14 protein-coding genes, 1 pseudogene and 1 riboswitch are annotated in these 21,376 nt (G+C 54.6%); of the genes and pseudogenes, 13 read left to right on the plus strand and 2 right to left on the minus strand.

From position 1 onward, the window contains the following. The 8 genes from AB5H98_RS06485 to AB5H98_RS06520 form a co-directional block, all read left to right on the plus strand. Window positions 1-423: DUF4832 domain-containing protein (locus AB5H98_RS06485; RefSeq protein ID WP_367925100.1), on the plus strand; the 423-nt coding region annotated here is incomplete at its 5' end. Between the two features lie 99 nt (window positions 424-522). After that, a riboswitch (cyclic di-GMP riboswitch) is annotated at window positions 523-610 on the plus strand. Between the two features lie 40 nt (window positions 611-650). Next, window positions 651-3,680: an HD-GYP domain-containing protein gene (locus AB5H98_RS06490; RefSeq protein ID WP_367925101.1), complete on the plus strand. Its 3,030-nt coding sequence runs from the start codon at window positions 651-653 to the stop codon at window positions 3,678-3,680. Window positions 3,681-3,729: 49 nt separating this feature from the next. Next, window positions 3,730-4,629 (plus strand): hypothetical protein, encoded by a 900-nt coding sequence (locus tag AB5H98_RS06495; protein WP_367925102.1) that lies wholly within the window; start codon window positions 3,730-3,732, stop codon window positions 4,627-4,629. Further along, a complete protein-coding gene (locus AB5H98_RS06500; RefSeq protein ID WP_367925103.1) occupies window positions 4,617-6,470 on the plus strand; it encodes a DUF2194 domain-containing protein in 1,854 nt (617 codons plus the stop codon). Before AB5H98_RS06495 ends, AB5H98_RS06500 begins: the two co-directional genes overlap by 13 nt. Window positions 6,471-6,489: 19 nt before the next feature. Beyond that, the gene (pelF, locus tag AB5H98_RS06505; protein WP_367925104.1) at window positions 6,490-7,911 is read left to right on the plus strand and encodes a GT4 family glycosyltransferase PelF; all 1,422 of its coding nucleotides are present in this window, start codon (window positions 6,490-6,492) and stop codon (window positions 7,909-7,911) included. Beyond that, entirely contained in the window at window positions 7,874-9,334 is a 1,461-nt protein-coding gene (pelG, locus tag AB5H98_RS06510) for an exopolysaccharide Pel transporter PelG (protein ID WP_367925105.1), read from the plus strand. The genes pelF and pelG overlap by 38 nt, the downstream gene beginning before the upstream one ends. Beyond that, window positions 9,331-11,109 (plus strand): CotH kinase family protein, encoded by a 1,779-nt coding sequence (locus AB5H98_RS06515; protein WP_367925106.1) that lies wholly within the window; start codon window positions 9,331-9,333, stop codon window positions 11,107-11,109. Before pelG ends, AB5H98_RS06515 begins: the two co-directional genes overlap by 4 nt. Continuing rightward, window positions 11,096-11,821: a polyphosphate polymerase domain-containing protein gene (locus AB5H98_RS06520; RefSeq protein WP_367925107.1), complete on the plus strand. Its 726-nt coding sequence runs from the start codon at window positions 11,096-11,098 to the stop codon at window positions 11,819-11,821. The genes AB5H98_RS06515 and AB5H98_RS06520 overlap by 14 nt, the downstream gene beginning before the upstream one ends. Before the next feature lie 163 nt (window positions 11,822-11,984). Here AB5H98_RS06520 and AB5H98_RS06525 read toward each other — a convergent pair whose 3' ends face one another. Further along, window positions 11,985-12,116 carry a hypothetical protein gene (locus AB5H98_RS06525; RefSeq protein ID WP_367925108.1) on the minus strand — a complete coding sequence of 44 codons (132 nt, stop codon included), beginning with the start codon at window positions 12,114-12,116 and terminating at the stop codon, window positions 11,985-11,987. Between the two features lie 68 nt (window positions 12,117-12,184). Here AB5H98_RS06525 and AB5H98_RS06530 point away from each other — a divergent pair, with 68 nt between their 5' ends. The 5 genes from AB5H98_RS06530 to AB5H98_RS06550 all read left to right on the plus strand — a co-directional run bounded on the left by AB5H98_RS06530 (window position 12,185) and on the right by AB5H98_RS06550 (window position 17,971). After that, entirely contained in the window at window positions 12,185-12,499 is a 315-nt protein-coding gene (locus AB5H98_RS06530; RefSeq protein WP_367925109.1) for a hypothetical protein, read from the plus strand. A 273-nt stretch (window positions 12,500-12,772) separates the two neighbouring features. After that, on the plus strand, window positions 12,773-13,945 hold the full coding sequence (locus AB5H98_RS06535; protein WP_367925110.1) for a diguanylate cyclase: 1,173 nt from the start codon (window positions 12,773-12,775) through the stop codon (window positions 13,943-13,945). A gap of 21 nt (window positions 13,946-13,966) precedes the next feature. Next, entirely contained in the window at window positions 13,967-16,540 is a 2,574-nt protein-coding gene (locus tag AB5H98_RS06540; RefSeq protein ID WP_367925111.1) for an ATP-binding protein, read from the plus strand. Beyond that, window positions 16,537-17,622: an HD-GYP domain-containing protein gene (locus AB5H98_RS06545; protein ID WP_367925112.1), complete on the plus strand. Its 1,086-nt coding sequence runs from the start codon at window positions 16,537-16,539 to the stop codon at window positions 17,620-17,622. Before AB5H98_RS06540 ends, AB5H98_RS06545 begins: the two co-directional genes overlap by 4 nt. Next, window positions 17,615-17,971, plus strand: a complete 357-nt coding sequence (locus tag AB5H98_RS06550) for an Hpt domain-containing protein (RefSeq protein ID WP_367925113.1) — start codon at window positions 17,615-17,617, stop codon at window positions 17,969-17,971. Before AB5H98_RS06545 ends, AB5H98_RS06550 begins: the two co-directional genes overlap by 8 nt. Before the next feature lie 155 nt (window positions 17,972-18,126). Here the strand turns inward: AB5H98_RS06550 and AB5H98_RS06555 are convergent. Beyond that, window positions 18,127-21,294: pseudogene (locus tag AB5H98_RS06555) on the minus strand (EAL domain-containing protein); the annotation flags it as partial. Between the last annotated feature and the right edge of the window lie 82 nt (window positions 21,295-21,376).

Consider the following 21,376-nt stretch of genomic DNA (forward strand, 5'->3'; position numbering starts at 1 on the left):
GGGGAAAAGAGCACCAAACAGGTTACGCTGTGGTTGTCTCTTACCTATTCCTATTACCGGATTTGGATTTCCGAGGCAGAAATCTCTCCCAAACTGCTGGATGGGGTAGAGGTAACATTGAACTGGGAGAACAGCGGTGTGGCGCCTGTGTATGCCGACTGGCCGGTTTATTTGCAGGCAGTGGATGAGGCGGGCCAGGTGATGCAGCAAGCGCAGGTCGATTTGACGCTGTCCCAGTTGTTGCCCGGCGAGAGTGTGCAGACCACGACGGTTTTGCCTCATACGAATCTGCGTGGAACCGACGGCTGTGCCGCTTTGCGCTTGGTGATCGTGGACCCCATGACCGGTCAACCCGCTATTCGATTGGCCAACGAGGAAGTGGAAGGGGAGGACCGGGCGCTGATTTTGTGGAAAGTATTGTAATATGCGCTGAAACAAAGCCGGTAAAAACGTCACTTTGCCCAGCGCGCAAATGCTTCACAGTTTCTCCATTTTATGCTATCATGAATAATACTAAACGGATATAAATATTGGCAAACACGGGTAAACCCGTGGACGCAAAGCCTTAGTGCCTAAACAGAAATTTCTGCATGGTTGACTGGCCGCAACAAATTTTGTTGCGGCTTTTTTTTGTATAGAGGAGATTGTCTATGTCCATTGAATACGACGCTCTGACAATGAAAGAGACTGATGGTGAGGTATCCTTTGCCTACACAAAGATCTCTGCTGCCAAAATGCCCGAAACGCTCAATGGCGAGAGCGGCCACCACATCTGCTATGTAAAAGTTTTGACAGAACTAATCGCCCGGGAACTGGTCAGGCAGACCGACCGCTACGACCTGGATGAGGAAAAAATCAGACAAATCGCACTGGCCTCCTGCCTGCATGATATTGGAAAATCTCGTGTTCCCAAGGCCATTCTGGAGAAAAAGGGCGTTTTGACTCCTGTTGAATACGATATTGTAAAAAAGCATACGACCTTCGGTTGGGAGATGCTCGAGCGCTTTGGCGACACACTGGATCCGCAGACCAAAGCCTACGCGATGGATGTGTGCCTGTTCCATCACGAGCGCTTTGACGGCACGGGCTATCCCCAAGGACTGAAGGGAGACGATATCCCCATCTGGGCGCAAATCGTCTCCATTGCAGATGCCTATGAGGCGATTACCACCGAGCGCAGCTATAAAAAAGCGCTGTCCCGGGACGTAGCGTTGGAGATGATCTCCAACGGTATGTGCGGCGTGTTCGATCCGCTGCTGATCCAGTGTCTGATTCGAGTGGCGGATCATCGTCAGTTGGAAGACATCCGCAGCAACCTGATCTCCTCCCGGGCACTGCACATCGACCCCTACGCGCTGCCGCCGAAAAAAGTGTTGCTGATGGGCAATCTGCGCTATGTCACCCCGCAGTTCCTGGAGGACAGTTTCCCCGGTGCCCACATTTCTGTCATCGGAAAATGCGCAATGCACCTGGGCCGTGGCGTGAAGGTCTACGACGTAGAAACGCCCAACTACAAGGCCATTCTCGGGACATACGATTTTGACTTCATCGTCTATTTTTCCAATGAGCTGACTTACGACACCATCGCCCCCAGCGATACCGAGACGCTGCGTCAGGTGATGAAGGCCGGCAAATACCTGGCCAGCGAAACCAAGTTTCTCTATCTCTCCTCGCTGGACGCGGCTTTTGACGAATCCAGCGACCGAGGTATCATCGCCGCTGCTAAGGAGAACGTCTGCCTTTTCTGGGCAAGACAAAATCATATTAACCTTAAGATTGTGCGCATTCCATACCTTTACAATGGCGCTGCCAAGGACGATTTTTTGTATGATTTGTTTGAGCAGATGCGCACTCACCGCACGGTTCGGCTGAGGGAGAGCGAATCCTCTGAAATGCACTTTCTCTCCTTGAGCGATTTGTCCGCTTTGATCGTGCGTCTGGTCGATTCCTGGGCGCCGGGCGAGGGAATCCTTACGGTGAACGACGATTTTCATATCACCTTTGGCCAGTTGTGCAAAGAACTGGCGCCGTTGGCGCCGGGCGTGACTTTCGATTTCACCGGAAAAAATCCGCCCAAACGTCTGGAACTAAAAAACACTGCGCTCAAGCAACAATACAGTTGGTTCGCCGCCATCTCTTTGTTGACCGATTTGCCGGACGAATACAGCGCCTATCAGGAAAGCTTGGGAACCGACGGTTCTCTCTGGAAAAAGCTGATGGCTCTTTTCGGAAAACACTCTGCTCCGCTGCGCATCGCGGAGACAGTGCTTCTGTTCCTCCTGTGCGAATTTTTGGTGCAGATCACCGATTCGGCGTTGTTTTTCTCTCTGGTGGATTTCCGCTTGGCGTACATCGTCATCATCGCCACCCTCTACGGCTTGCCCTACGGCATGGGCGCTGCCGCTCTTTGTTCCTTTTCCTGGATTGCGGCAAAGGTGATGGACGGTACTAGTTGGATGACCCTGTTTTATGAGCCCACCAACTGGCTTACCTTTATCTTTTTCTTCTTGGTGGGAGCCATCTGTGGCTATGTAAAGCTGAAAAAAGATGACCAGATCCGTTTTACCACGGAGGAGAACCGGTTGCTAGAGGCAAAGTTGACCTTTACCCGCCAGATTTACGAAGACACCTTCCGGGAAAAGCAAGATCTCAAAAAACAGATCATCGGCTCGAAAGACAGCTTCGGAAAGATTTTCGACATCACCCGCCAACTAAACACGGTGGATGCCCGGGAACTGTATCTTAAAATTGTGGATAGCTTTGAGAGCATTTTGGAAAACAAGACGCTCAGTGTCTATTCGGTGAGCAAAGACAGTGGTTTCGCCCGGTTGGAAGTGGCGTCCCGCAGCATTATGCACGACGTTTCCCGCTCCATCTCACTGGACACTTACGCTCCAGTAATGGAGGTGCTGAACCAGGGCGAGGTATGGCGCAACGTTCATTTTCTGCCGCACATGCCCATGTTTGCGTGCGGCATCAGTCAGGACGACAAGCCTCTGCTGCTCATCTTTATCTGGAGTGCGCAGACACACCAGCGCTCGCTGTATTACGTGAACCTGTTCCGCATTTTATGCGATTTGACCCAGATGTCCTTCATCCGCGCCCACGATTACAGCCGCGCCATGCATGACCAGCAGTATGTGGGCCACACCATTCTGCAAAACGCTTCTACCTTCCGCAATTCGCTGCATGTCTTTCGGGAGATGGAAGAGCGCCGGGTCTTTCAGTTTTTGCAGTTGAAGGTGGACGCCGGCGACCGTTCCAAGGAGGAGTTGGGCACATTGCTTTCCCGGTGTGTACGAACCAACGACGTGGCAGGTCTTTTGGAGGATGGCAGTGTTTGGCTGCTTTTGTCTCAGGCGGGGAACGAGGACCTGAAATTTATCTTGCCTCGCTTTGAAAGACTGGGCCTTTCGGCGCAGGTGGCGCAGGTGCCGGACCTGCCGGATGAGCAGGCAGAGCCCGCCGCCCAAGAACCCTCCCGACAGGCTTTGCTCGCAGAGCCGGCAAAAGAAAAAACGCCGCAAACACCGCCTCCCAAAACACCGAAGGCCTCGGCGGCCAAAAAGCCGACCGGGCCGCTGGCACACCGGTCTGTGGCGACCCGCCGGGCCAGGGCTGCAAAGAGCAAAAAACGCCTTACGGACCTTCTGGGTCCGCTGCTGGGTGGGCGGCGGTGAACGTCTGCCCCACGCAAAACCATTGACTGAGCAGAGGGAACGAAACAATATGTTTTGGTACGAAATCGTCTTTTGGGTTCTGATGCTACTGCATCTGCTTTGCTGTGCCCTAATTTATATCGGAATTCGGGCCGGGGTGCTGAAGGTGCGCCGGCTGATGGCACTGGTGGCTCTTCTAGTGCCCTTTTGGGGCGAAGTACTGGTGTTGGTGTTGCATTTTCAGATCCTGTTCAAGCAGACCGACCGCAGCGAGGTTGGAGTGGAGAAGTTCCAGGTGGACTCGGAGCTCTACAAGGGCATCCAGCGGGATGAGAGCCGCGTTTCCGGGTCCACTGTTTCCATGGAGGAGGCGCTGATTGTAAATACCCCCAAGGAGCGCCGGGCTCTCATCATGGATATTTTGAACGACAACCCCAAGGCCTATGTGGAATTTTTGAAGATGGCCGGCAACAACGATGACACTGAGGTGGTGCACTACGCCGTTACCGCCATGGTGCAGATTGCAAAGGAAAACGACCAGACTCTCTGGGAGCTGGAGCAGAAGTATACCCAAAATCCAGACGATCCAGAGTTGCTGACGGCTTACTGTGAGTTTTTGTGGCGCTGCTTGGAGCAAGGTCTGATGCAGGGCCAGGTAGAGCGGATGAACCGCAACTTGTTCGATGTCCTCATCCAGAAAAAGATGGGGCTTGGCCCTGCCGTCGCCGAGGACTATTTGCGCTGCATCCGCAACAACATGGAGCTGAAAAACTATACCGCGGCTGCCTCCTGCATGGAGAAAGCCATGCGGTTTTGGCCCCGCAACGAGGAGTTCCTCATTGAGAAAATTCAGTACTTGGCGGATTTGGAGCGGGGCGAGGAGTTGCAGGCGCTGTTGCACCGGCTGGAGGAAAAAGATCTGTATCTCACCGCCAAGGTAAAAGAGGTGATCGCATTTTGGAAAGACTGAAGGCAAAATTTGCCTCTTTTGAATACAAGGGCCTTGCGGCCATTGCCCTGGTGTTTGTTGCCATGGCGGTCATTCTGTTTGTGGAGCGAAGCGGCATCCGTTATCAATACAACACCCTTTCGCTGTCCCTTCTGCCTTCCGAATCCACCTTTTCCAAGGCCGAGGCGCTGGAAAAGATGCCACAGGACTGTCTGTTGCTGTACAACAGCGAACGCGCCGACAGCCGCATGGCGCTGGAGGAGTTCGAAGTCATCCTCACCGATATGAAGGTGGGTCACGACACAGTGGACCTTTCCCGCACCGACACCTGGTCTTTCAAAGGCTATAAAACAACGGTGCTGCTGCTCAGCAATCTTTCGGATTTGGGCGAAAAGCTTACCGAGTTGAATCAGTGGGTTCTGGATGGGGGCGGTGCACTGCTGCCCATGACTCTTTCCAAGGAGCCTTACTTTTCGGTGATGGAGCAAAAGTTTGGCATCGTGGAATCCTCCTACGATTATGCTCTGGTGGACTCCATCTATGTGACCGAAAACTTTATGGCCGGCGGTGGTCAGGGCTTTGCCATCACCGACGCTTGGGATTCCGCTCTCGTTGTGCGGGTGGCCGAGTCGGACCAAGTGAAGATACATGCATACACCGACGACGACCGGAAACTGCCGCTGGTGTGGGAGAGCCGCTACGGCAACGGCCGCTTCGTGCTGGATAACTTTGGTATCTACACCAAGGAGATGAGGGGAATCTATGCCGCATCTTACAGCCTGCTGACCCCTGTCACTGTCTATCCGGTGATCAACGCCTCCTGCTTTTATCTGGATGACTTTCCCTCCCAAATCCCCTCGGGCAGCAACGAGTACATTTGGCGGGACTACGGTACTTCCACGCGGGATTTCTATGTGAACATTTGGTGGCCGGACATGATGAATCTGGCCGACCGCTACGGTCTCCAGTACACCGGTCTTGCCATTTTGTGCTATGACGACCGGGTGGATGGCACCACTGCCGACCCGCCGGATAAAGAGACCTTTTTGAACTTCGGCAACATGCTGCTGCGCATGGGCGGCGAGATTGGATACCACGGCTACAACCACCAGCCCCTGTGTCTGGACGACTGCGATTACAACGGAGTCTATGACTACAAAACCTGGCAGAGTGAAGACGCTATGGCCAGCGCGCTGGATACGCTCTTGGAACTGTGCGATGAATTGTTCCCGGGAGTGGAGATGTCGGTGTATGTGCCCCCATCCAACATCATGTCCGAAGGAGGGCAGTCATTCCTCATCCGGGAGTATCCCCAAATCCGATCCATCTCCGGCATCTATTTTGAGTCGAGCGATTTGGATTTTTACTGCACGCAGGAGTTCGACGTGGGCGAAAACGGAGTGGTGAGCCAGCCCCGTATCATCTCCGGCTGCAACTTAGAAGATTACATGAAGCTGGCGGCCCTTTCGGAACTGAACTTCCACTACGTCAACAGCCACTTTACTCACCCCGACGATGCGTTGGACCCGGAACGGGGCGCGGAGCTGGGCTGGGAAGAGCTGAAGACTCGCTTCACGGAGTATTTAGACTGGCTCTACACCGCCGCGCCCAACATTCGCAACTTCACTGGCAGCGAGATGGCAGCGGCCGTGCAGCGCTATGCCAGCCTCACTGTTTCCACCGAAATGAGCGGCAAGACGCTCAAAATCCATCTGGGCAACTTTGCTGACGAAGCGCATTTGATGATGCGCTTTAACGATGATGTCCCTCGAGAAGTAGAGGGCGGAACGCTGGAACAGCTCACTGATACCCTTTATCTTCTGCGGGCGGACCAGCCTGACGTGACTGTAACATTTGCATAGAAAGGCGGCTCTTACGCTTATGCGCATCTGTTTGGTGCTTGAGGGATGTTATCCCTACGTAAACGGCGGTGTTTCCACTTGGATGCACCAGTACATAACCGAAATGCCGCAGCACGAGTTCGTGCTGTGGGTCATTGCTGCCAAGCGGGAGGACAAAGACAAATTCGTCTATCAGTTGCCTCCCAATGTGACGGAGGTGCATCAGGTCTTTTTGGACGACGCGCTGCGCCTTAAGGGCGACGGTGTGATGGATCACGCCTTTACCCCCGCCGAGACCCGGGCTCTGGAAGAGCTCATCGGCTCCGGCAACCCGGACTGGGACCTGCTTTTTTCCATGTATCAGGTGCGGCGTATTGACCCCATGGCCTACTTGAAAAGCGAGGCCTTTCTGCGGGAGTTCGAGGAGAGTCTGGAGCGAAATTATCCGTACATCGCTTATGCGGACGCCTTCCACTCCACCCGCTCCCGGCTTCTGCCGGTCTTATATCTGCTTGGGGTGGAGGTGCCCCGGGCGGACTGCTACCACGCCATCTGTACCGGTTACGGCGGGCTGCTGGCCTGCCTGGGGGCCCATCTTTACAGAAAGCCTCTGTTGCTCACTGAACACGGCATCTACACCCGCGAGCGGGAGGAGGAGATCATCGGCGCCCGGTGGGTGGGCAAGGCCTTTAAACAGCATTGGATCCGCTTTTTCTACATGCTCTCCTCGCTCATCTACACGCGCGCCTGGCGCATCACCAGCCTCTATCAGGGGGCCATGGAAATGCAAATTGACATGGGTGCTGCCCGGGAAAAATGCTTGGTCATCGCCAATGGCATCAGTTACGAAAACTTTTGCACAATCCCCCGCAAGGAGGAGAACGGCATCGTAGATATCGGTGCGGTGGTGCGCTTTGCTCCCATCAAGGATATCAAGACCATGATCTATGCCTTCTATGAACTGTGCAGCCGGATGGACAATGTGCGGTTGCACATCTTGGGCGGTGTGGACGACCAGGAATACGCCGACGAGTGCTTTGCCCTCATCGATCAGCTAGGCCTTCAAGAGAAAGTGCTGGTGCCCGGACGCGTGGACGTGGTGGAATATTTTGAAAAGCTGGATTTCACGATGCTGTCCTCTTTGTCGGAGGGGCAGCCTCTGTCGGTACTGGAGTCTTTTGCGGCGGGGCTGCCGGTGGTCACCACCGACGTGGGCTCCTGCAGTGAACTGATTTTGGGCGTTCCGCCGGATGAGTTTGGCCGCGCCGGCTACTTTGTACCTCCCATGCAGCGGGAGAAGATGGCCGCCTCTCGCAAAATGCGGCTGGAGATGGGTCAGCGCGGACAGCTTCGGGCTTCCACCTATTTCCGTTATAACATTATGCTCTCAAAATATTGTGCGCTCTACGAGGAGGTGGAGGAACTTGGCCGGCATCGGCTTCGAATTGAAGAAACTGTTTAAACGCACCGGTGTGCTGGCCTCGCTGCGAGCCTTCGGCTACGCTACCGTTATCACCACCGGTCCCATGCTACTGGGCATTGTACTGCTGCTGGGATTGATGGCCATTTGCGTTTTGGGGCGTGTTTCCACCTTTGACCGGGAACTGCTGGTCTGCATGATCACCTATGTGCTGCTGGCCTCGGTGACGGTGACCTCCTTTTTGTCCATGGTGGTCACTCGCTTTACCGCCGACATGCTGTTCGAGGAACAAAACGACCGGGTGCTGCCATCCTTCTGGGGATCCTCGCTGCTGATGCTGGCAGTGGGCGGCATTTTGTGGGGCGTGTTCCTGTTGTTTTCCGGGGCCACCTTTGTACAGGGCGTGCTTTTGTTCATACTGTTCCAGGAGTTGGTGCTGGTGTGGAACGCCATGAGCTACCTCACTGCCATCAAGGACTACCGCAATATGTTCCGTTCCTTTTTCGCAGCCATCGGTCTAGCGCTGGTGCTGGGCTTTGTGCTGGTGGCGGCAGGCGGGCCAGCCATCGAGTCGTTGCTGCTGGCGGTATCTGCGGGCTATGGGCTCAAGGCCGTTTGGGACGTGGTGCTGCTCTGCCGCCATTTTCCCCGCTCGGAAGCGCCGGCATTTGCCTTCCTGGAATGGATGGATAAATATCCCGCCCTGGCTTGGATCGGTTTTTTCACGAACATGGGATTGTTCTCCCATCTGGTCATCATGTGGGCCAGCGAGGTGGGTGTGCGGGTGAAGGGACTGTTTTTTGGCGCACCCTACCACGACATCCCGGCGCTGCTGGCTTTTCTGACCATCCTCATCACTACGGTGAACTTCGTGGTGTCAGTGGAAGTAAACTTTTATCCAAAATACCGCAACTACAATAGTCTTTACAGCGACAAGGGCACCGGCCGTGACATTTTGCAGGCGGAAAAAGAGATGCTGGAAGTGCTGAAAAGCGAGCTCTTTTACACCTCTCTCAAGCAGTTGCTGTTCTCCGCTTTGGCCATCTCGCTGGGCGGGTATTTATTGGACCTTATGCCCCTGGGTTTCAACGAGGTGATGAAGGGTTACTTCCGCACTTTGTGCGTGGGCTATGGCTTGTATGCTATTGGAAACATGCTCATGCTGATCCTGCTGTATTTCATCGATTACAGGGGAGCTTTGCGAGCGACAGCCGCCTTTGCCGCCGGGTCGGTGGGGTTTTCGGTGATCTCGCTGTTTTTTCCGTCGGTGTACTACGGATTCGGCTTTCTGCTGGCATCATTGCTCTTTCTGGTGATGGCGCTGGTGCGGCTGAATTATTATATCAAGCGTCTGCCTTACTACATCCTCTGCGTGCAGCCGCTGGTAGAGGAGAAGGCTCACGGCCCTGGAAAAAGAGCCGAGAGCTGGCTGGAACAACATTTAGGAGAGGAGAGAAGCGAATGAGGGCAAAACGAGCACTAAGTTTTGTGTTGGCTGCTGCTTTGGTGTTTTCGCTTTCTGGCTGCACTGCGAGCGCGCCGGCTTCGTCCGCGTCCCAGAGCGAGGCGGTAGGGGAAAGTAGTTCGGTGGTAAAGGAGGAAGCCACCACCCTGGACGAGATGCATCTGCGGGACAAAAGCCTGCTCTACGAGGGACATGACCCCAGCGAGGTGGTCACAATGTACCTGACGGTGTCCACTGGAAACGCTGCCGAAAACACCGACCACACTTGGCAGGAGATCAACACCTATTCCGTCTATGACTACGAAGAGATGGGGGTGGACCGCTACCAAGTGGCAGGACTGATTCAGGTGGGGGACGAGAACGGGCCTCTGCCCGGTGAGCTGGGCTTTGGCCAGTCGGCGCCCAACTGCACGGTGCAGATCCGCGGCCAGACCTCCAGTTCGCTGGCTCAGAAAAACTACAAGATCAGTGTGAAGGACAACAAAGGGGAGTGGAACGGCCAGACCACCATCGCCTTGAACAAGCATCAAAGCGACGGCCTGCGCTTTCGCAACAAAATGGCCTACGACCTGATGGCGGGCATCGATGAGATGATGGGCCTGCGCACCACCTTTGTGCACCTGTATGTGAAGGACACCACCGCCGGCGGCAGCGGCCAGTTTGTGGACTACGGCCTTTACACTCAGGTCGAGCAGTTGAACAAGACGGCTTTGAAGGCCCATGGGCTGGACAAAAACGGTCATCTTTACAAGATAAACTTTTTTGAGTTCTACCGCTACGAGGATGTCATCCGCATGGCGGACGATCCTCTCTACGATTTGGACGCCTTCGAGGAATTGCTGGAGGTGAAGGGCGACGACGACCACACCAAGCTCATTCAGATGCTGGAGGCGGTGAACGACTACACCCAATCGGCAGAGGATGTGCTGGAGGAGTACTTCGATATTGAGAATATGGCCTACTGGATGGCCTTCCATCTTCTGATGGGCAACCGGGACACCCAGAGCCGCAACGTTTACATTTACAGCCCCCTTAACTCCAATAAGTGGTACTTTTATTCCTGGGACAACGACGCTATGCTCAAGCGCGGGGAGTACGCGCTTTCCGACCGTTCGGACGGCCTTGGCTGGGAGGACGGCGTGAGCAACTATTGGGGCAACGTGTTGTTCCAGCGGGCTCTAAAGACCGAGAAATTCCGCACGGCGCTGGACCAGGCGGTCGAGGACTTGCGGGCCTATCTGACGCCTCAGCGCATCGACGCTATGGCGGCAGAGTACAGTGCCATCGTGAAGCCCTATCTCTATCGGATGCCTGACATTCAGTACGCCCCTCTCACCCAGAGTCAGTACGACGACGTGGCTGCCGCACTGAGCAGCGAAATAGAGACCAACTACCAATCTTACAAGGAGTCCTTCAAAAAGCCTATGCCCTTCTACATTGGCGTGCCGCGCAAAGAAGAAGGCCAAATGGTCTACCAGTGGGACCCCGCCTATGACTTCGACGGCGAAACCGTCACCTACACTTTTGAGCTGGCCTCGGATTACACCTTTGCCAATCCTCTTGTCCGCGAGAAGGGGCTATTGTTGCCGGAATACAGGGGCGAGCCGTTGCCCGCCGGGCAGTACTTTGTGCGTGTGACCGCCACCAATGCCAGCGGATATGAGCAATACGCCTTTGATTACTACGTCATTGAGACTGGTAAGGTATATGGTGTCAAATGCTTCTATGTAAGCCAGGACGGCACCATCACGGAGGACGTTTATGAGGAAAGCTGAGCGGTACCGTCACGAGTGGAAATACCTCATTGACACGGCTCAGAAAGAGGCCATATGCAGCCGCCTTGGGCCAGTGATGCAACTGGATCCTCATGCGGCGAACGGAGGCTACACCCTGCGCAGTCTGTATTTTGAGGACTATTTCCATTCTGCCTATTCGGAAAAGGATGCCGGTATTTTGCTGCGAAAGAAATACCGCATCCGTATCTATGACTACTCTGACCGCAGCATTAAGCTGGAGCGCAAAAAGAAGACCGGTAGCTACATCTATAAGGAATCCGCCCGGCTGACTCGTCAGCAGGTCTATCAGATTCTGGACGGTGACTACGCCTTTTTGCTGGCCAGTGATCAGCCTCTGTGTCAAGAGTTCTACTACGAGTGCATCAGCAACGTGATGCGTCCGCGCACCATCGTTGATTATGAGCGTCAGCCCTGGATCGTGGACGCGGGCACCGTGCGCATCACCTTCGATACGGATGTGCGTGCGGCGGTGGGAAGCTTCGACATCTTCGATCCCACCCTGCCGGGTCTGCCGGTGTTAGAGCCGGGCAAATGCGTCATGGAAGTGAAGTTCACGGAGTTTTTGCCAGACTTTGTGCGGCAGGTGCTTCCCGACCGGGCTTCGGAATTCACGGCTGTGTCCAAATATGTGTTGTGTTATGAAAAAACTGCCTATCAAAACGATTTTGAACACTATTGGTTCGATAATTAGGAGCGTGTGAAATGAGCGTTCAAGACTTTATCAAAAAATCCATTCTGGAGTCCGGTGCCTTTGATCAGGCCACAATCCTGGAGATATCCATCGGCTTGCTAACGGCCCTGTTGGCGGGTGCGCTGATCTATCTGGTCTATAGCAAGTTTTATGTGGGTGTTATCTATTGCCGCAGCTTCGCCATCACCTTGGTGGGTATGACTGTGCTCACTGCCATGGTCACCTTGGCGATTAGCACCAACATCGTGATTTCTCTCGGTATGGTGGGTGCGTTGTCCATCGTGCGTTTCCGCACCGCGGTCAAGGACCCGCTGGACCTTTTGTACCTGGGCCATAACCACCGGCATTGCCGCCGGTGCTCAAATGTATGTACTGGTGGTGGCGGCAGCAGTCATCATGATCCTGCTGATTGCCCTCTTCCAAAAGCATCAGCTCAAAGGCCGCATCTATATCGCGGTCATCCACTACACCGGCGAGGAGACGATGGAGAACATTGTCCGTTCCTTCGGCAAGATAAAGTATTTCATCAAGTCTCAGACCGCCCGCAAGGACTCCACCGAAATGGCGGTGGAACTGTTCTTCAAAAAATACGACCCTCTCTTTCTGGAGCGTCTGCGCGCCGTGAACGGGGTGCAGGATGCCACCCTCATCCAGTACAACGGGGAGTATCACGGCTGACGCGATGCCAATCGAGGACTTGGTATCCGCAATTTCCCGGGCCGTTTTTTGAAAAAACTGGCCCGGGCTTTTTCTTTACGGATTCAGTCAAAAATGCTTTCATGACAGTGCGCGTATGCCGGTCTCCAAAAGGCCCGCTCGGCCCTTTCCTGCGCCGGCTTTACCTTTACAAATCAAAACTCCAACATATATAATGATATTAGATTTTATCTGTAAACCAACGTTTTTGCCGGGCAAGCGCCGGGCAGAAACCATTTCATAAGGGGGGATCGTGTGCCTGCCTTTTTCGACTACACCGCATCCTCTGTTGACCTGCCGGCGGTACTGATCGCCAATGGTCTGGGTGTGTGTTTGATGGTGATGCTGTTAACAGGACAGCGTCGTCACCGACCTGCACAACTGGCTGACGGCAAAATCTTTGCCTGGATCTGTCGGTTGTGCCTGTTGCTGTGCCTTCTGGAAATAGCTGGTTTTGTGTTGGATGGCCGGCGCTTTCCCGGTGCGCGAACCGCGGCTCTTGCTTGCAATGTGCTGTTGTTCATGGTGGGCGCGCTGCCGGCCTATCTTTGGATGTGCTGCCTCAACAGCCGTCTCGGACGGCGTTGGCGCCGGCTGGCGATTCTGCCTGCTGTGTCTGTGATGGTGCTGTCGGCGGCTAACCTTTTTGTCGATGTGTATTTCGGCATCACCGATGCCAATGTCTATTACCGCGGACCGCTTTCTTGGTTCCCCTATGTGGTCACCCTGGGCTATCTCGCCGGCGGAACGCTGCTCATCAAACTGCGGCAGCGACACATCGGTCGCTATGTTTACATGCCGGTAAGTGCATTTCTGCTGCCGGTTTACATGGGCGTCGCTCTTCAGTTGATTTTTTACGGTTTGTCCTTTATCTGGGTAGCGGCGGCGCTGGGACTCACCAGCTTGTACATCAGTTTGCAAAGCGAACTGACCTTCCGGGATTCACTGACCAATCTTTACAACCGAAGCTTCCTGCTGCACTACCTCCGCAATCAGAAAAAGAAAGCTACGCTGACAGGCATTCTGTTGGATGTAAACAGCTTCAAGACAATCAATGACACGTTCGGCCACCAGGAGGGCGACCGCGTTTTGAGGGCCGTTGCCCGTATGTTACTGGAGGCCGCGAGCGACAAAACGATCGCTGCGGTGCGCTACGGCGGCGACGAATTTGTGGTGCTGATGATGGACGACGGCTTCGAACAGGTGCAAATGTTCCGTCAACGTCTTGACCGCTGTCTGCATCAGTACAACCGCACCGAAGGCGCCGCAAACCCCATTTCCCTTGCCGCGGGTGTGGCTCGAATCGAATTGGGAACAGGGGACTCGGAACTGTTTTTTCAGGAGATGGACCGAAAAATGTACGAGGACAAAGCGGTCTTTTATCAGCAGATGCAGCGGGATGTTGCCCGCGCGGGCGAGCGGAATTAACATCGCACAGGGGGCGAAAAAATGAAAATGCGCAGGGAACATCACTGGACAAATCTTGTTCTGAGCGGTTCACTGCTGGTGTTCGTTGCAGCGCTGTTGGCGATCACCATAGCGCTGGTGCGCAGTAAGCTGCTGCAAAACGCCCAGGATTTTGGTATGGCGCTGGTGCAGAGCTACGCCATCGAAGAAGAAATGAACATCGAGAACTTGGAGACCAGTGTGCAGATCGCCAGTCAGTATGTGGATGAAATCGTGACGGACGGCGGTGACCCGGAGCAGGTACAGCAATGGTTGGAGGGCTATTTCCGCAAGCTGGCTGACACCATCGGCGAAGGCCTGATTGACATCTACGCCGTGGTGGACGGCGGCATTGTGGCCGCTAATCCGTGGGAGGGGGACGACGATTTCGATTTTCGTCAGTCCGAATGGTACACTGAGGCCATCCAGGCCGACGGCGAACTGGTGTGCGGCGAGGTGTACACCGACGCCATCACGGGAGAAAAGATTTTCACCATTTCCGTTGCGCTGGAGGGCGAGGGAAACGTGCTGGCCATGGATGTATTCGTTCAGGACCCTCAGATGCACACCACCATTCACACCCTTCCGGAGAAATTTTCTTATTATCTGTGTGACCGAAACGGTGGTCTGCTCTATGCCAGCACCATCTGGGAGAAAGACGCCGAGCAACTGCAGAGCTTTGCCTATTATATGCTGGCTGGTATCGAGGACGGGTCCCTCATCGATTACGACAGCTTTTTCAACGATCCGAATGGCGTGCCCCGCAGCCTGTACTACTACCGTATGGAAAACGGTTGGACGGTCATCATCACAACGCCGGTGAGCGATATCCTGATGGGGGAGACCAATACACTGGTAGTGTTTATGGGGGCCATTGCTCTGGGACTGTTTTTGCTATTGGCCTTCTTTACCGTGCAGGATCTTCTCCACAGCCGCAGTATGCACATCGCCAATCGGACCGCCCGGCTGCTGGGCGACTCCTTCTATGCCATCTACCGGGTGGATTTGAGAAATGAGAGTTACGAGGCATTCAAACTCCATGAGTCCATGGAAGGCGTGTTGCCTGCGCGGGGCGACTATTCTCTGCTAATGGAGACCATGAGCGAGGTGGTTCGGCCCAGCACTTTCCAGGCGGTGGAGACCAGCTTCTCCATCGAAAACATGCGCCAGCGGGTGCATCAGGGCATCGCCGACTACGGCGGGGACTTCCAGAGAAAGTTCGGCAACGAGTACCGCTGGGTGAACATCCGCTCGCTCTACAACGAGAAGCTGGCCCCCGATGAGGTCATTCTCTGCTTCCGCGATGTAGACGACGAGAAAAAGCGCGGCCAGCAACACACCGCGGTACTGCAGGCCGCGCTGGATACTGCCCGCAAAAGCGCAAAGGATCGTTCGGAGTTCTTCAGCCGTATGTCCCACGATATGCGCACCCCTCTTAACGCGATTCTCGGTTGCTGCAATCTGGCGCAACGAAATCTGGAGGAGGGCGACACAGATCAGACCCGGGACTACTTGGGCAAAATATCTTTCGCAGGCAACCAACTGCTGGATTTGGTCAACGACATTCTGGAACTCTCTCGCATGGAGGCGGGCAAAGGCAGCTTGGATCAGAAACCCATGGACCTGTGCCGCCTGCTCACGGACACTGCTGATCTTTTCCGGGATCAATTGCGAGAGGAAGGTAAGAATTTCGAGGTGTCCATTCAGTTCGAGCAGAACGAGGTCCTGGGCGATGAGAAGAAGATTAGTCAAGTGCTGAACAATCTTCTGTCCAATGCAGCCAAGTATACAAATCCCTCTGACACCATTCGCCTGGAAGCTCGGCAGTTCCGCTTCCGCCACAACAGTAAGTATCAACTGATTGTGGAGGACACTGGCATTGGGATGTCCGAAGAGTTCCAAAAACATCTGTTTGATCCTTACTCCCGGGAGACCGCCTTCTCTGCTCACCCGGTGCTGGGGAGTGGGTTGGGCATGTCCATTGTCAAGATTCTTGTGCAGCAGATGAGCGGAGAAATTTCAGTGGAGAGCAAGCTGGGCGAGGGTACCCGCTTCACTGTGACGCTGCCTTTTGCCCCTGCCGCAGATGCGAGTGCCGAGGAGAAAAGCGAAAGCACTCCGTTTTGCTGGCAAGGTAGGTGTGTGCTGGTGGCGGAGGACAACGAGATCAATCGGGAGATCACCACAGCTCTTCTGGAACAGATGGGGGCCCGGGTCATTTCTGCTGACAACGGTGCCCGTGCGGTGCAGGCTTTTCTGGCCCAGCCAGAAGATGCAATTGACGTTATTTTAATGGATATGCAGATGCCCGAGATGGACGGATGCGAGGCTGCCCGTGCCATCCGGGCCCTGCCCCGGGCGGATGCTGCTGATGTGCCGATCATCGCCGTCACAGCCAATGTCTTTTCTGAGGACATCGACCGTACTACGCGGGCGGGTATGAATGGCCATATTCCGAAACCCGTGGATGCGGATACCCTCAGCAAGATTATGCAGCGGATGATTTCACAGCGGGAGCAGGGAAAGAAATTTACCCGTATTCCCAAGGACAAAACTGGCAAGGAGATGGAAACGTGAGCGCCGCAGAGAAAAAAGCGCTCCTCATTGTGGACGATGAGGAACTGAACCGTGCCATTCTGGCAAATATTTTCCAGACGGACTACGATATTCTCGAAGCAGAAGACGGCCAGCAGGCACTGGAACTGATTGAGCGGACCGACCGTCCTCTGAGTGCCATCCTGCTGGATGTGGTGATGCCCCGGCTCGACGGCATCCAGTTATTGCGCATTTTGAGCGAGCGCAGGCTCACGTCGGTGGTGCCAGTGTTCCTCATCACCGCCGACCCTGGCAACGACACCATGCAAAAGGCCTACGATCTAGGGGTCATGGACGTGATCGCCAAACCGGTGGTGCCTTTTGTGGTGCGCCGGCGAGTGCAGTCTGTGGTGGAACTGTTCGCGGCCCGGCAACTTCTGGGAGCAGAGGTGGAGCGTCAGAGAGACCAGCTTTTGTTCCAGGCTGAGCAACTGGCCGAAATGAGTATGGGTATGGTGGAGGCGCTTTCCATCGCCATCGAATTCCGAAGCGACGAATCGGGTGAGCATGTCCGCCGCATCCACGACATCACCTGCTTGTTATTAGGTGAAACATCGCTGGGTGAGGGCCTTTCGGACAGTGAGATACGCCTCATCGGTATGGGCGCCGTCACCCACGATGTGGGCAAAATTTCCATTCCCGACGCCATTTTGAACAAACGAGGCCGTCTCACCCCCGACGAGTACAACTTGATGAAGACGCACACTACCCAAGGCGCGCAGCTTTTGTCGCGCATCCCGCAGATGCGGGAGCATTCCGCTTACCGTTATGCCTACGACATTGCCCTGCACCACCACGAGCGGTGGGATGGCGGCGGCTATCCGGAAGGGCTCAAGGGAGACGAAATTGCCATCTGGACCCAGGTGGTCTCTCTAGCAGACGTCTACGATGCGCTGGTCAGTGAACGCTGTTATAAAAAGCCAATCTCTTTCGACCGGGCCACTGAAATGATCTTGAACGGAGAGTGTGGAATATTCAATCCCCGCATGCTGGAGTGTTTCCGCGTAGAGGAGCCCCGGCTGCGGCAACTGTATAAAAAGAGGAGGCGAGCCACTCATGGATGAAACAACCCGTCGCTGTCTGGCCGAAGCCGGTGTGGACATAGAGGACGCAATGCGCCGTTTTTTAGGCAATGAAGCGCTGCTGCTGAAATTTCTGGCTCGCTTTGGGCAGGACGAAAACTTTTCCCGTCTGTGCGAAGCCATGGCTCGCGGCGATGAAAAGGCGGCCTTCGAGGCGGCCCACACTCTGAAAGGAGTGTGCGGAAATCTGAGTCTGCAAGAGCTCAGCCGACAAGTAAGCGCTCTGGTAGAAGATCTGAGAGCAGGTCAAATCGCGGCCGCCGAGACTCAGATGCCCGCTGTGGAACGGGAATATCATCGGGCAAAAGCGGCGCTAAAAGCCCTGCCCTGAGCGAATCGACCGTCCAATAGGAACAAAAAAGCGCAAAGCTCTGTTTGCACAGGCTTTGCGCTTTTTTAATGTCTCATTCCGTAGCCGCAGAATCGGCGGGGCAACGGTCCGACCGGTAAAGTTGATACTGGTTCTTGCCGAGGCGTTTGGCTTCATAGAGGGCCGCGTCCGCATGGGCCAAAAGTGTGTAATAGTCTTTACCGCCTTCCGGATACAGGGCCGCGCCGATGCTGCCCATGACTTCGTAGCGTATCTCCCCTTTGTAATAAGGATTGTGGAACATAGCACAGAGCTGGTCCAGCCGGCTTTCCAGCGCTTCGCGACTTGTGTTGGAGACAAATACCACAAACTCGTCGCCACCATACCGGGCCACCACGTCGGAGGAACACACTCAGAATGCGTCGCGCGGTGCTGCGCAGGATGTCATCGCCGGCAAGGTGACCCAGTGCGTCGTTGACCTTCTTAAAATCGTCCACGTCGATAAAGATGAGCGCTCCGCAGCAGTTTTTGCTGTCGGTCAGTCGTTTCTGCACCACCTTCTCAAAGTAGACCCGGTTGTACAATCCGGTCAGGCCGTCGCGGTTGGCCCGTTCTTTCCAGCGGTCCAGTTCATTGCGCCAGGGCCTGGTGTTCACCAAAACGCCCTGAACCGCAGGACCGTCCGGTGTGTCCTCCCGATGTACATGAAGTTCCATCCAGTCGTAGCCGCTGTCGGAAACGCATACCCGAAATGCTCCTTCCAGCCAGGGCTTTTCGCCCCGTACGCAGCGGTCCAGCATCTCCAGAAAATCTTCCACATCGTTCTCGTTAAGTATGCCCGATGTGCGCAGAAAAGCGGACCCGTTTGGGAATTCGGTCACGCCTTTCATAAGGTGGGCGAAGGGAACGGAAAAGCAGAGATTGCCGGTGTTTGGCCAGTAGCTGAAGGTAACGATATTTCCGGCGCTTTTATCATCTGTACGGTGCGTTGAATCCTCTCGAATAGGTGGTAAGGACTCAGAGTCGGCACAGCGCAGCCGATCATCCGCCCAGACCGCCGTTTCAAACTCTTCTACGGTCATTGGGCGGAAGAATACAAACCCCTGCACGATGTCGCAGGCGGAGTGCCGCAGATATTCCACCTGAGCGGTGTTTTCCACGCCTTCGGCCACCGTGGTGATGTGCAACTTGCCTGCCATTTTGAGGATGGATTCCACCACGCGGCGTCCGCGGTTGGAGTCGTTGTCTTTGAGGAAAAAGCTGCGATCCAGCTTGATGGTGTCCACGTTCAGTTGGTTGAGCAATCCGAGCGACGAGTAACCGGACCCGAAATCGTCCATGGAACAACCAAATCCGGCCTCATGCATCCGGTCAATCAGACGGCATACACCTTCGGGATCGTCCAGCAAGATGGTTTCCGTCAGTTCAAACTCAATCAGGCCACGGTCTACGCCGTATTTGTCTCGGATGCGCTGGCAGCGCTCCAGAAAATCCGGAATCTCCAGATTCTGCCGCGAAAGATTTACTGATATGGGACAAAGCTCTCGTCCTTCTTCCCGCCAGCGTGCCAGATCTCGGCAGACCTGTTCAAAGATGAACTGGTCTATGCGGGGGATGAGCCGGTATTTTTCAAACACCGGCACGAACACTGCCGGCGAAAGGAGCCCCCGGGAAGGATGTTGCCAGCGGATCAGCGCCTCGGCGCCGCAAATAAGGCGGTCTTCAAGACGCACTTTGGGTTGATAATATACCTTGAAGTCACCGGCACACAAAGAGCGCTCCAACCGGTCCACCAGTTCTTTTTCCTCCAATTGTATCCGCTGCCATTCTGCGTTGTAGAAGGTGCAGCCACCGTGCAGTTTTCCGCCAATTTTTCGGGCGGTGCTGCTACGCTCTTCAATGGTGGGTACGTCGGTTTCGCCGGGTTGGATGATGTAGGCACCGAACCGGAGTTCCAGATAATAGGGGTTTTCCTGTCCGGCGGTGAAAGCATTGACCTTTTCAAAGATTTCCAGCATGCGTTGTTCAATCTCCGATCGGTCTTGCCCGGACAATAAAAGATAAAACAGGTCCGCAGAGGCGTGTGTGAGTAGTTCACCCGGCCTCAGACTGTCTCGCAGCGTTTTATAAATGTGACGCAGCGTGAGGTTGCCTTCCTTTGGTCCGTAGATGCTATTTATGAGCTTGAATCCCTGCACATCGATGGAGATCAGGGTATAGTCGCTGCTTTTTTCCAACAGCCGTGCTGCTTCGTTTCGAAAGCGAACGTCACTCATCCCGCCAGTCAGTGGATCAACAAAGACCATATCCTCGAGACTGGCCTGATAGCGTCGGCGTATCAGGATGACAGTGAGCATTACAGCGCCGAAGATGAGCACAATGGCAACAGACAGCCACAGATTCCCCTGGACCAGAGGCGCAATCTCCTTTTGCAGCAAATCGGCGGGAATCACTGTGAGTACGTACCAGTCATTGACGGAAAGGGGAATGTAGCTCACCATGATAGCCTGTGATTTTTCTCCCACGGTGACGGCTCCGGCGCGACCGAGATGCATATCTGCGACCATGTGCTCAAACTGGGTTGTTGTATCGGCTTCACCGGCCAGCCATTCGTCCAGCAAGGTGTCAGTAATGTCGTCCTTGCTAGCGGCCAGCAGTACCCCGTCTCGGGTGACCACTCGGGTAGAGCCTTCGCCGTTAAAGCTTTGAATGGAGAGCATGCTGGAGAGTAAATCTGCATTTTTGGTGCCCAGCATGACCGGATCGTCAGCGGTCTCGCCCGCTGCATAATAGATGCCGATTTTCGGTGAGTGGGACATGATTAGTTGAGATTTGCCTGGCTCTACCATGTTGCCCCCCGGCAGCGAGTTGCTGTGAGCGCAGATCCATTTCTCGGCGTCCTCAACATTCTCTGCCAAATACAATAAGTCAAATCCGGATACCGCCGACTTGCGGGAAATGAACTCTGGAAGGGCATCGGGAGAAAGTAGGACCGCGCTGTCCCGGATAAGAGTCAAGTTTTCAATGGACTGGGCAATTCGTCCATCTACCAGCGTTGCCACTTGGTCGGACACGTCCAAAAGCCAGTTCTGTGTGCGTTCTTCGGTGACCTTGCGCAGTGCCAGACTGTTGCTCAAAAACAACATTCCGGTGATTACCAGTGCCGCACCGAGGGACAAAAGCGCGACGAACATATCGCCATGTCGTCGAAGAATGGTGTTGCCATTTTTCATTTCTGTCCCTCCCTGCAAAGCCGTCGGATAAGCTCGAAACGCGGCGATTTCTGTAACAGCTCTTATTTTAACATACCCGTTTTCCCAAAACAACCGAACACAGCAAAGCATGTAGACATGTGAAGACTAACTGTACGTTTTATTGTACTTGATTTGTGCTATAATAAGAAAAATATCAGCAAAAGTTCACCAA

The sequence above is a fragment of the uncultured Ruthenibacterium sp. genome, assembly GCF_963558415.1.
Taxonomy (GTDB): Bacteria; Bacillota; Clostridia; order Oscillospirales; family Ruminococcaceae; genus Ruthenibacterium.

What these genes read in the sequence shown, in the direction of transcription:
- AB5H98_RS06495 (WP_367925102.1), top strand. Translation starts at nt 3,730, where the DNA reads ATGTTTTGGTACGAAATCGTCTTTTGGGTTCTGATGCTACTGCATCTG.
- AB5H98_RS06515 (WP_367925106.1), top strand. Translation starts at nt 9,331, where the DNA reads ATGAGGGCAAAACGAGCACTAAGTTTTGTGTTGGCTGCTGCTTTGGTG.
- AB5H98_RS06490 (WP_367925101.1), top strand. Translation starts at nt 651, where the DNA reads ATGTCCATTGAATACGACGCTCTGACAATGAAAGAGACTGATGGTGAG.
- AB5H98_RS06530 (WP_367925109.1), top strand. Translation starts at nt 12,185, where the DNA reads ATGTATGTACTGGTGGTGGCGGCAGCAGTCATCATGATCCTGCTGATT.
- pelF (WP_367925104.1), top strand. Translation starts at nt 6,490, where the DNA reads ATGCGCATCTGTTTGGTGCTTGAGGGATGTTATCCCTACGTAAACGGC.
- AB5H98_RS06550 (WP_367925113.1), top strand. Translation starts at nt 17,615, where the DNA reads ATGGATGAAACAACCCGTCGCTGTCTGGCCGAAGCCGGTGTGGACATA.
- AB5H98_RS06540 (WP_367925111.1), top strand. Translation starts at nt 13,967, where the DNA reads ATGAAAATGCGCAGGGAACATCACTGGACAAATCTTGTTCTGAGCGGT.
- AB5H98_RS06520 (WP_367925107.1), top strand. Translation starts at nt 11,096, where the DNA reads ATGAGGAAAGCTGAGCGGTACCGTCACGAGTGGAAATACCTCATTGAC.